Origin of the sequence: Hallella absiana, from assembly GCF_025457485.1 — a bacterium.
Lineage (GTDB): Bacteria > Bacteroidota > Bacteroidia > Bacteroidales > Bacteroidaceae > Prevotella > Prevotella absiana.
On sequence record NZ_JAMXSP010000051.1, the window covers coordinates 1 to 10,538 of the forward strand.

A 10,538-nucleotide genomic window follows, 5' to 3' on the forward strand; every position below is an offset into this window, starting at 1 on the left:
CTATCTTTTCTTGTTCCATGACCGCAAAGGTAAGCAAAAAAAATAGTTTTAGCACGCTATCATATCAAGTTCTTTGGTTAGGCAGCGGCATCCGTCCGCCACGGACAATCCCCCTTGGGCCACATTATCAACCCTTTCCGCGCCACCATCGTTTTGGGTACGCCAGGCTCGGGTAAGTCCTTCGGCATCATCGACCCGTTCATCCGCCAGCACAGTGCCAAGGGTTTCGCCATGATGGTCTATGACTATAAGTTCCCGGCACTGGCTCGTAATCTCTTCTACCAGTACTGCAAGAACCGCAAGCAGGGCACGCTGCCCAAGAACTGCGGCTTCCGCATCGTCAACTTCACTGATGTAGAGTATAGCAACCGTGTAAACCCCATCCAGCGAAAATACATCCCCGACTTGGCAGCGGCCTCCGAGACAGCTGCAACGCTCCTTTCCTCCCTTAATAAAGGCGGTGGTGAGAAGAAAGGCGGCTCAGAGGCTTTCTTCCAGAACTCTGCTGAGAACTTCCTTGCCGCCATCATCTACTTCTTCGTCAACTTCCACCCGACAGGGTACAAGAACGGCAAGAAGCTCACCCGCTATGTGCTGTGGAACAAGAGGAAGCTTCGCCTCGTCATCCATAACTGGAGAGACTACAAGGCATTGGATGAACAAGGTAATGTGGTGCTTGACTTCATCGACTGTAACAGCAATAATGTCTCCACTGACAGCGATGACATGTTCGTTGACTTGAACGGTTTTAGTTATCTCAACGGCAACAAACAGGAAATCCGAATAGAGCGCAGCTGGTACGAGGACGAGGATGGCAATGAGGTAGAACCCGACACTATTACGGGCGAGTACAGCGACATGCCCCATGTGCTGAGTTTCTTAGGCCGCAGCTACAGCGAAGTATTCGACATACTGATGGACGACCCGAAAATTATGTCCCTCATGACACCGTTCCAGTCCGCCTACAAGAACAAGGCCAATGACCAGCTTGAGGGTATGGTGGGAACACTCCGTGTCAATGCTGCCCGTCTTGTTTCCCCAGAGGCTTACTGGGTGTTCACCGGCGACGACTTCGACTTGAAAATTTCCGACAGAATTAGTCCCAGCTATCTTGTCATCGCTAATGACCCGGAGAAAGAACAAGTCATCGGCTCGCTCAATGCCCTTATCCTCAACCGCCTCGTCACACGTATCAACAGCAAGGGCAACCTGCCTGTAAGCATCATCGTCGATGAGCTGCCCACGCTCTACTTCCACAAGATAGACCGCCTTATCGGTACGGCGCGAAGCAATAAAGTGGCTGTCACCCTCGGCTTTCAGGAACTGCCCCAGTTGGAGGCTGACTACGGCAAGAATGGCATGCAGAAGATCATCACCACCTGCGGCAATATCTTCATGGGTGCTGCACGAAACAAAGAGACCCTTGAGTGGGCACAGAACGATGTCTTCGGCAAGGCCAAGCAGACATCAAAGTCCATCACTATCAACGACTCAAAGGTCAGCACCTCCATCAGTGAGAAGATGGACAACCTCGTCCCTGCCGCCAAGATAGCCGATATGGCAACTGGTTGGCTTGCCGGACAGGCTGCCCGAGACTTCACGCCCACGGAGCGTAGCTCTTTCAGTAGTATCAACCTTGAGGAGAGCCCTGAGTTCAAGACGACGAAATACTTCTGCAAAACCAACTTCAATATGGCTGAAATCAAGAAAGAAGAGTCTCAATACGTTGACCTCCCCAAGATATACGCCTTTAAGGATGCTCGTCAGAAGGAAGTCATGCTCAACCGTAACTTTGCCCGAGTGAATCGCGAAATTGACGAGATGATAAAAAGCCTGCTCAACTCAGCGTAGCATTGCTTAATAAAAAAAATGCCGCCCATAGTATATAATATGAGCGGCATGACATATTTCTATATAGTTTGGTTATAAATCGAACTTATAGCCTACAGTGAATTGGAATACGGAGTGCTTTGTCGATTCACCCTCAGCCTCTATGGCTTTAGTGACACTGAAGTTATAGCGAGCATCAAATTGGAAGTTTCGATATTCATACGAAAGCCCCATCGGAATAGCGAAGTCTACACTCTTTACACTGGCATCTACTCCTCCTGCCTGAAGAGCTTTTTCTAAATCAACCTCAGCAGAAGCACCAGAAGCAGAGACCTTGACCTTGCTATTGACCTTGAATCCCGGCTGAATACCAGCCTTCACAGCCAACCCTTTGGTTACGTACACATTCAGGAGAACAGGCACATTAATGTAGTCCATTTTAATGGTACCGTCCATTTCATCGCTATTGGCTTTCAATCCCTGCTGTGAGTAGAGAGCACCGAAAGAGAGGGACAATAAGTCGGTAGCTTGGTATTCAAACTCTGCACCTCCGACAAACCCCACGCGCGGATCACTACCGTCATTGTCTGTCATCGTAGCTACGTTGAGACCCACTTTGGGTTGAATGTTAAACGAACCTTTTGCATGTTGAGCAAAGGTTCCGACTGATGCCAACAGTAGGCAAGCAATAAAGATAATCTTCTTCATAAATGGATAAACATTGTTATGGTTTCATAATTACATGCAAAGATACGAATATAATCAAGAATTGCCTTCTAAATCTATAATTTTTTCCCCAAGTCTATCAATTATGTTCGGAAAGTAGGGATAACCACAGAACCTGTAGGGATATTCCTTCGATAAAAATAAAAATTATCATTACCTTTGTAGCATACATCAACAACGTATCTTATGAACAAAATCATTACGCTTATCATGTGTGTGGCTTTCTCCGCCACAGTGTCAGGACAGACAATAAAAGTAGAAGACCGTGTCAAGACACTTGAAGGAGATGTCAAGACCTTGAAAGGTCAGTTAGAAACGCAGAACGGTCAGATAACTTCAATGCAATCCCGTCTTAATGAGCTTGCAGACCGGAATGCTGAGTATAAGAAGGCATTGAACATCAAGCAGACACTGAACACCACCGATGCTGACGGCTATCAATACAGTTTCGTGTCAGCTGTTGGAGACAAAGCTACCGGGAAGTTAACTGTAACACTAAACCTATTCAACCCTGGCGAAAGCAGGGAGAAGCAGATGGCGCAAGGTCAATTTACCGACTATGTTGGCAATGCATACGAAACCAATGAATACCTGTTCGGTAATATGGACAATGTTAAGCCTACCATTGACAGTAATACCAACATCAAACTTAAATTTGTCTTTGCTGATGTATCAACTGAAACTAAGCGATTAGCATCGCTGACAATAAAAGCTTATTCGTCAACATGGGGAAATAAGGACATGTCATTCAATTTTCGCGACCTCCCAGTGGAATGGAAGTGACACAGCTATACAAGTTGCCTGCAAGAGAGATGCAGAAGATAATCATTGGCTTCTTGCCTTTGAAAAAGCCTTACAGCTTCTCTCAGGGATCATTCCTAAGGTCATGGAAAAAGCCTTATCCTTTTATAGTAATTTTGTTATTTATGTCAACTAATTATTTTTTTGTAAAGAAGATATACTTGTAAAATTTACCCGAATTAATTTTAAAGTTTAGAAAGTTTTACTAAGTTTTTAATATTTAATTCCGGGTTTGATCGTATTTAAGTATAAATGATTATAAACTATTAGATTTACGATGGCACATAAAGTAATAGATGAACAAAAAAAATATCATGAATGGGAGAAAATTTCAAGTCTAGCTGTAATTATAAGAAATTATGTCCAATGTATCATTGATGGAGATAGTGAAACACCTGATTTCATAGTGCATACAGCAAATGGCAAATTCGGCATTGAGGTCGTAGATTGCTGCCACATGATGAGAGGAAAAAGGGGTATCAAAGCCTTTGAGCGTTCTAACATTGAACGCAAGTTCTGCAATGATGTCCATCAAAATGGCAACTTTCAACTTGCTACGAAGAATAATAAATTTAATATTATTCTTGATGGGTCAAACTTGTTTTATAAGAAAAGGGTTGATAGATCATTGGCTATAAAGGAAGTAGTATTGGCTATTAAGCATTCTATAGAACCCGAACTTTATGAGAAGCCTAAACCACATTTCTTTACGAACATACGTCTAATACGAGTTCCTAATGTAAACGTCGTGCAGTTCAATCATATGGCAAGCAGGAACGCGATAACAGACGAAGATATAATAACCACAGTAAAAAAGAAGGAGAATGTATTTAAAGGACATTTCCCGGACTTCCCAGTATGGATAAACATATACCTTCCATATGAGGTTAACCTACATGCATACGAAATTGATTTCGTAACCTATGACCGGGATGAATACTATGACATCTTGGCTAATAGTCCTTTCGAAAGGATCTATGTTACAAGTCCAATTAGTGGAGAAGTTACTCGTTTAAAGTGACGCAGAAGACAAAAAAGAGCTTATTTATATGCCATTTACAATTATTTTGAGTAAATTTGCCATTTGTAAGCTCTCTAAACCAGTTTGCTTCCTACAAAAAGACCAAAAACTAGATAATATCTAGACAGACATAAAAAAGACTCTTCCGTGGTGAACAAAGGCTTTGGTCGGCCTGTAGGCACCGCTGTTGAGTCTTTTTTTATATATAGATGCCGATGGAAATACCAGGTATTCCAACGATGCTTGATAACGTCAACAAACGAGTTGTTGATGATTTGAAGGAAAGAATGACACCTAAGTCAAAGGTTGCCATTGCTGCTGCATCGTTCTCCATCTATGCTTTTGAAGCTTTGAAAGACGAGTTGGAGAAAGTGGATGAGCTGCGTTTTATTTTCACATCGCCTACATTTGTAAAGGAGAAAAACAAGAAGGAAAAACGAGAATTTTATATTCCTCGTCTAAACCGTGAGCGCAACCTCTATGGCTCAGACTTCGAGATAAAGCTTCGCAATCAGTTATCACAGAAAGCCATAGCAAAGGAGTGTGCCGACTGGATACGCAAGAAAGTCCACTTCAAATCCAATACATCCAGTGGAGCAATGGGTGGTTTTCTCAACTTACAGGATGTAAATGGAGTGAACCACACCTATCAGCCGTTCACCGATTTTACTACCACGCAGTTAGGTTTCGACCGTGGCGACAATATCTACACTCTGGTAAATGTATTTTCTGCGCCTACGGCAGAAGCATACCTAAAAGTTTTCAATGAGCAATGGAATGATGACGAACATTTCTCCGATGTCACTCAGCGTGTCCTCGACTACGTTGATACCGTCTATAACGAGAATGCACCGGAATACATCTACTTCATCACGTTGTACAATATCTTCAACGAGTTCTTGGAGGACATCTCCGAGGATGTGCTGCCCAATGAGCGCACGGGTTTCAAGAACAGCATCATTTGGAACAAGCTCTATAACTTCCAGCGTGATGCAGCCCTTGCCATCATCAACAAGTTGGAGAAGTACAATGGCTGCATACTTGCTGACTCCGTTGGACTTGGTAAGACTTTCACGGCTCTTGCCGTTATCAAGTACTATGAGAACAGGAACAAGAGCGTGCTTGTCCTTTGTCCCAAGAAGTTGAACGACAACTGGATGACGTTTCGCACTAACTACAAGAATAATCCTATTGCAGCCGACCGTCTCCGTTATGACATCCTCTTCCACACCGACCTCACCCGTGACCACGGCGAGAGCAATGGCATAGACCTCAGTCGTGTCAACTGGGGCAACTACGATCTCGTAGTGATTGACGAGAGCCATAACTTCCGCAATGGCGGTGACATTGACGAGGGCTTTGAGGACGACGATGATGACGACCACAAGGAGAACCGCTATGTGCGGCTGATGAACCGTGTCATCCGTGCCGGTGTACAGACCAAAGTGCTGATGCTGTCTGCAACGCCAGTCAACAACCGCTTCAATGACCTCAAGAACCAGTTGCAGTTAGCCTATGAAGGCCATTCTGACCGCATCGACGAACTGCTTGACACCCACAGCAGCATCGACGACATCTTCCGTCAGGCTCAGGCTGCTTACAATGCGTGGACAAAACTGCCACAGGAGCAGCACACCACACAGCAGCTTCTAAAAAGTCTGAGCTTCGACTTCTTCACCGTCCTTGACGCGGTGACCATTGCCCGCAGCCGACAGCATATCATCAAGTATTACGATACGAAGGACATTGGCAAGTTCCCACACCGGTTGCCGCCCATCTCCCGCCGGCCGCCATTGACTGACCTGCCAGATGCCATCACCTTCAAGCAGATTGCCACGACTCTCGACATGCTCAACCTCTCCATCTATACGCCGTCGCTATATATTTATGACAGCATGAAGGAGCGGTATGAGATACGCTTGGAGGGTTCGGGCATTTCCATTGATGGTCGTGAGAAAGGTATGCGCAAGCTCATGGCTATCAACCTCCTCAAGCGTCTGGAGAGCTCCGTCAACTCCTTCCGTCTGACACTCGGACGTATCAAAGAACTGATAGAGACCACCATTAAGGCTATTGACAAATACGAACAGACAGGCTTAAACAGCACCGTGGATATCGACGATCCTCTCAATGCTGAGGGCGACGGTACTGATGCTGATCCGTTTGTAGGACGTAAGAATAAGATCAACCTCCGCGACATGGACTATGTGCGCTGGCGCAATGACATGAAGCGTGATCTTGCCATCTTCGACGAGATGCTTGCGCAGTTGGAGCCCATCACGCCCCAGCACGACAGCAAGCTCCAAATGCTGGTCAACGACTTGAAGGGTAAGTTTGTCCACCCAATCAACGAGGGCAACAAGAAAGTCCTTATCTTCACGGCCTTTGCCGACACCGCCGACTATCTCTATGAGCAGCTTGCCACCCGGATCAAGCAAGAGACGGGCATGAACGTCGCGCTCATCACCGGTACAACGGATGGCAAGTGTACGATACCCAGGTTCCCGCTCAGCTTCAACAATATCCTCACGTTCTTTTCCCCCATATCCAAAGACAAGGAGGCATTGTTTGGCGGACGGCCACAAGGGCCGCACCCTGCAAAGGGCGATTACCGTTCCGAGAACATCGACGTGCTGATAGCCACCGACTGCATCTCCGAAGGTCAGAACTTGCAGGACTGCGACTATCTCATCAACTACGACATCCACTGGAATCCCGTCCGCATCATCCAGCGTTTCGGACGTATTGACCGTATCGGCTCCAAGAATGAGGTCATCCAGCTCGTCAACTACTGGCCGGACATGGAACTCGATGAGTACATCAAGCTTAAAGGTCGTGTTGAAAGCCGCATGAAGGCCACTGTGCTGACCTCAACAGGCGATGACAACCCTCTGTCAGCAAAGGAAGAAGGCGATTTGGAGTACCGTCGCAATCAGCTAAAGAAACTGCAAGAAGAGGTCGTTGACATTGAGGACATGGACAGCGGTATCAATATCATGGACTTGGGGCTAAACGAATTCCGAATGGACTTGCTTGCATACGTCAAGGATAATCCAGACGTAGAGCATGCGCCATACGGTATGGATGCGGTGGTAGAACATACTGACCTTGCAAAGCCGGGTGTTATTTTCATATTGAAGAACCGCAACAACGCTGTAAATATTGACCACAAGAACTTGCTACACCCGTTTTATATGGTCTATCTCGGCAATGACGGCACTGTTATTACCGACCACTTGCAGCCGAAAGCCCTGCTTGACACCATGCGCCATCTCTGCAAGGGCAAGACAAAGCCGAATATGGACTTATGCCGTGAGGTGAACAAGGAGACACGCGACGGACGCGACATGCGCAAGTACAGCGACCAGCTCCAGCAAGCCATTGAAAGCATCATCTCCGTGAAGCAGGAGAGCGACATCGACAGTCTCTTTGAGCCTGGTCCCACTACCGCCTTGCAAGGTGATATCAAAGGTCTTGATGACTTTGAGTTGATAACGTTCTTAATCATCCGTTGACATGGATAATCTGCTGCACTTCCCTCCGACGACACTTGTCAACCGAAATATCTCGAAGAAAGCCTTCTATGAGCATTGGGATCTGAGCGCCAAGCAACGGCAGCATTTTGTTGATGACGTGGCATCGCTGACATGGCTTTACAAACTCGGCAAGGGAACGGTCAACGTCCCCGGCGGCAAGCACATCGTGGAGATAGACTTCTTTGCCGTGGTCGTCAAGGAGCAGGACTGTCCCGATGACGTGTTTACCCTCATCGACTCGTTCATGCCGCAGTATATCGTCTTCATCCAGTGCTACAATGACGAATACCGCTTGCTGATCAACTACAAGGATAGAACCAAGGATGAAAGCCACCCGTTCCGCATCATCAAGACGTTCAAGGGCGAATGGACTAAGGCTGACGACCTACGACTAACGATTGCCGGAAACACCCTCGACGACGTATGGGAACATTTTGCGGGTGTCATCTCCGACTATCAGACCACATCTTCGGAAACCACACATGCCATCATCGCCCTTGAGGAACAAATCAAGCAGAAAACTAAGGCGTGTGAGGCTTTGCAGAAGAAAATTCGGAAAGAACGGCAGTTCAACCGACAGGTAGAGATGAACACCAAGGCACGACAGCTGAAGCGTGAGATTGCTTCCCTTGAGGAGCAAATAGTGGAGATAAAAGCAAAAAACAGCGAATAAAGTTGGAAGGTTCAAAGAAAAAACCTATTTTTGCAATATAGAACAAATAAAGCTCAAATATATGGAAATGACAAAAGAACAAGCTCTGCAATGGCTGAAAGAGGTCAAGCAGAATAAGAGAAATACAGTAGAGCGGATGAAGAAGGTGCTGGCCGATGAATATAAGAAGGAAACCGGCATGAATGCCACCTATATCGAAGTACTATGATTCTTGACATTGACAAAATCAATACCAAGGCACCTTATTCTGTCACATCCACCCAAGACCCTAATTGGGTGCGGTTCAAGACAGATTATGGTGTTTTATATCTTGCTGGCTTCGATAAAGACAGCACGTCTATGCCCGAAACAGAAACCTACCAATTCACAATTCTTAATGGTAATCACAAGAAATCACCGCAAGATGCAAAGGTAAGGGAAACAATTATAGCTATCATCGAGAATTTCTTTATTGAGAACAACGAGGTGATGCTGTATATTTGTGAAACAGGCGACAGCAAGCAGTCTATGCGCAGTCGTTTGTTTGAATATTGGTTCCATCACTATAATAGAGGCTGGAATGTGGTGTATCTCTCTGCAACTATAAAAGACGAGTTTGGAATCCCTAATTATGCAGCGATTATCATCCGTGAGGACCATCCTCGTCTGAAAGAGGTGATCAGGGAATTCAGCGACACGGTTACATTGCTGAACGACAAGCCACAACAATAAATTCATGGTGAGTATATGGAAATGACAAAAGTGCAAGCTTATCAGTGGCTTCGGGAGGTCAAGCAGAACAAGAAGAATACTCTTGAGAAGTTGACAAAAATCGGCATAGTCGAGTATGAAAAGAGAACAGGCCAAAAGCCAATCTATATCGAGGCAATTTAATTCGCAACAAAATTTCAACATATATGGACTTTAACCATTTACCATTAACCACTGAGGACGGAACGCAGCTGAACCTCGACGCACTCTATAAGATTGCGCCGTCGTGCTTCACTGAGGCCCGTGACGAAAAGACGGGAGAGCTGCGCCATGTGGTTGACTTCAAGAAGCTACGGCAGCTGCTCGGCGATAATACCGTGGAGGATGAGCCAGAAGCCTACGAGTTCACTTGGGTGGGCAAGCAGGCCGCACGGCGTGAGGCTGCCACACCCATCAATAAGACTCTTCGCCCCGTACCGGAGAGCAGTGTGGACTGGGACCATACGCAAAACATCTATATCGAGGGGGATAATCTCGATGCTCTGAAAATTTTGCAGAAATCTTACCTGGGAAAGATAAAAGTGATGTATTTTGATCCTCCCTATAACACAGGAAATGACTTTATCTACAAAGATCGTTTCAAAATACGTCAAAGCGATTATGACTTAATTGCTGGTAATGTAGATGAAGAAGGAAATCGCTATGTAAAAAATTTGCCTACAAACGCTACCTACCATTCTGATTGGTGTACAATGATGTACATGCGATTATCAATATCTCATACACTGCTTAAAGATGATGGTGTAATTTTCATTTCTATAGACGAGAATGAAGTTGCAAACTTAATAAAAATTTGTAATGAAGTTTTTGGCGAGTCAAATTTTATTGCTCAATTTGTTTGGCAAAACAAAAAAGGTGGAGGTAATGATTCGCAATATGTTGCAACAGAGCATGAATACGTGGTAAGTTATGCAAAGGACAAATCTTCATTAGGTAAATTTTATGAAGCTTACAATGAAGATTATGCTAAAAGATACAAAGAAGAAGACGAAATTGGAAAATTCTACTGGGATACTTTCAAAAGAAAGTCTGGTAAGCAATATTATCCTATAACTTGCCCAGATGGAACAGTTCTCCAATTTGGGCCCAAGGGGGATTGTCCGTGGCGGACGGATGCCGCTGCCTAACCAAAGAACTTGATATGATAGCGTGCTAAAACTATTTTTTTTGCTTACCTTTGCGGTCATGGAACAAGAAAAGA

General features: G+C 45.3%; 8 protein-coding genes and 1 pseudogene. 8 read left to right on the forward strand and 1 reads right to left on the reverse strand.

Features of this window, described 5'->3' with window-relative positions; all coding sequences use genetic code 11:
- Positions 1-120: 120 nt before the first annotated feature.
- Positions 121-1,851 (forward strand): annotated as a pseudogene (locus tag NG346_RS13800) (type IV secretory system conjugative DNA transfer family protein); the annotation flags it as partial.
- A 72-nt stretch (positions 1,852-1,923) separates the two neighbouring features.
- Here NG346_RS13800 and NG346_RS13805 read toward each other — a convergent pair.
- Positions 1,924-2,538 carry a porin family protein gene (locus tag NG346_RS13805; RefSeq protein WP_262281124.1) on the reverse strand — a complete coding sequence of 205 codons (615 nt, stop codon included), beginning with the start codon at positions 2,536-2,538 and terminating at the stop codon, positions 1,924-1,926.
- 204 nt (positions 2,539-2,742) lie between these two features.
- Between NG346_RS13805 and NG346_RS13810 the strand changes: the two genes are divergently transcribed.
- The 7 genes from NG346_RS13810 (at position 2,743) to NG346_RS13840 (ending at position 10,464) form a co-directional block, all read left to right on the forward strand.
- Positions 2,743-3,339 (forward strand): hypothetical protein, encoded by a 597-nt coding sequence (locus NG346_RS13810; RefSeq protein ID WP_262281123.1) that lies wholly within the window; start codon positions 2,743-2,745, stop codon positions 3,337-3,339.
- A 295-nt stretch (positions 3,340-3,634) separates the two neighbouring features.
- Positions 3,635-4,378 (forward strand): hypothetical protein, encoded by a 744-nt coding sequence (locus NG346_RS13815; RefSeq protein WP_262281122.1) that lies wholly within the window; start codon positions 3,635-3,637, stop codon positions 4,376-4,378.
- Between the two features lie 215 nt (positions 4,379-4,593).
- On the forward strand, positions 4,594-7,893 hold the full coding sequence (locus tag NG346_RS13820) for a helicase-related protein (protein ID WP_262281121.1): 3,300 nt from the start codon (positions 4,594-4,596) through the stop codon (positions 7,891-7,893).
- Between the two features lies 1 nt (position 7,894).
- Entirely contained in the window at positions 7,895-8,587 is a 693-nt protein-coding gene (locus NG346_RS13825; protein ID WP_262281120.1) for a DUF4391 domain-containing protein, read from the forward strand.
- A gap of 67 nt (positions 8,588-8,654) precedes the next feature.
- Positions 8,655-8,795 (forward strand): hypothetical protein, encoded by a 141-nt coding sequence (locus NG346_RS13830; RefSeq protein WP_262288880.1) that lies wholly within the window; start codon positions 8,655-8,657, stop codon positions 8,793-8,795.
- Positions 8,792-9,298, forward strand: coding sequence for a DUF6169 family protein (locus tag NG346_RS13835; RefSeq protein WP_262281118.1), 507 nt, complete (start codon positions 8,792-8,794; stop codon positions 9,296-9,298). Before NG346_RS13830 ends, NG346_RS13835 begins: the two co-directional genes overlap by 4 nt.
- A gap of 185 nt (positions 9,299-9,483) precedes the next feature.
- Positions 9,484-10,464: a site-specific DNA-methyltransferase gene (locus NG346_RS13840; RefSeq protein ID WP_262288881.1), complete on the forward strand. Its 981-nt coding sequence runs from the start codon at positions 9,484-9,486 to the stop codon at positions 10,462-10,464.
- Positions 10,465-10,538: the final 74 nt, after the last annotated feature.

What these genes read in the sequence shown, in the direction of transcription:
- NG346_RS13805 (WP_262281124.1), bottom strand. Translation starts at nt 2,538, where the DNA reads ATGAAGAAGATTATCTTTATTGCTTGCCTACTGTTGGCATCAGTCGGA.
- NG346_RS13810 (WP_262281123.1), top strand. Translation starts at nt 2,743, where the DNA reads ATGAACAAAATCATTACGCTTATCATGTGTGTGGCTTTCTCCGCCACA.
- NG346_RS13815 (WP_262281122.1), top strand. Translation starts at nt 3,635, where the DNA reads ATGGCACATAAAGTAATAGATGAACAAAAAAAATATCATGAATGGGAG.
- NG346_RS13820 (WP_262281121.1), top strand. Translation starts at nt 4,594, where the DNA reads ATGGAAATACCAGGTATTCCAACGATGCTTGATAACGTCAACAAACGA.
- NG346_RS13825 (WP_262281120.1), top strand. Translation starts at nt 7,895, where the DNA reads ATGGATAATCTGCTGCACTTCCCTCCGACGACACTTGTCAACCGAAAT.
- NG346_RS13830 (WP_262288880.1), top strand. Translation starts at nt 8,655, where the DNA reads ATGACAAAAGAACAAGCTCTGCAATGGCTGAAAGAGGTCAAGCAGAAT.
- NG346_RS13835 (WP_262281118.1), top strand. Translation starts at nt 8,792, where the DNA reads ATGATTCTTGACATTGACAAAATCAATACCAAGGCACCTTATTCTGTC.
- NG346_RS13840 (WP_262288881.1), top strand. Translation starts at nt 9,484, where the DNA reads ATGGACTTTAACCATTTACCATTAACCACTGAGGACGGAACGCAGCTG.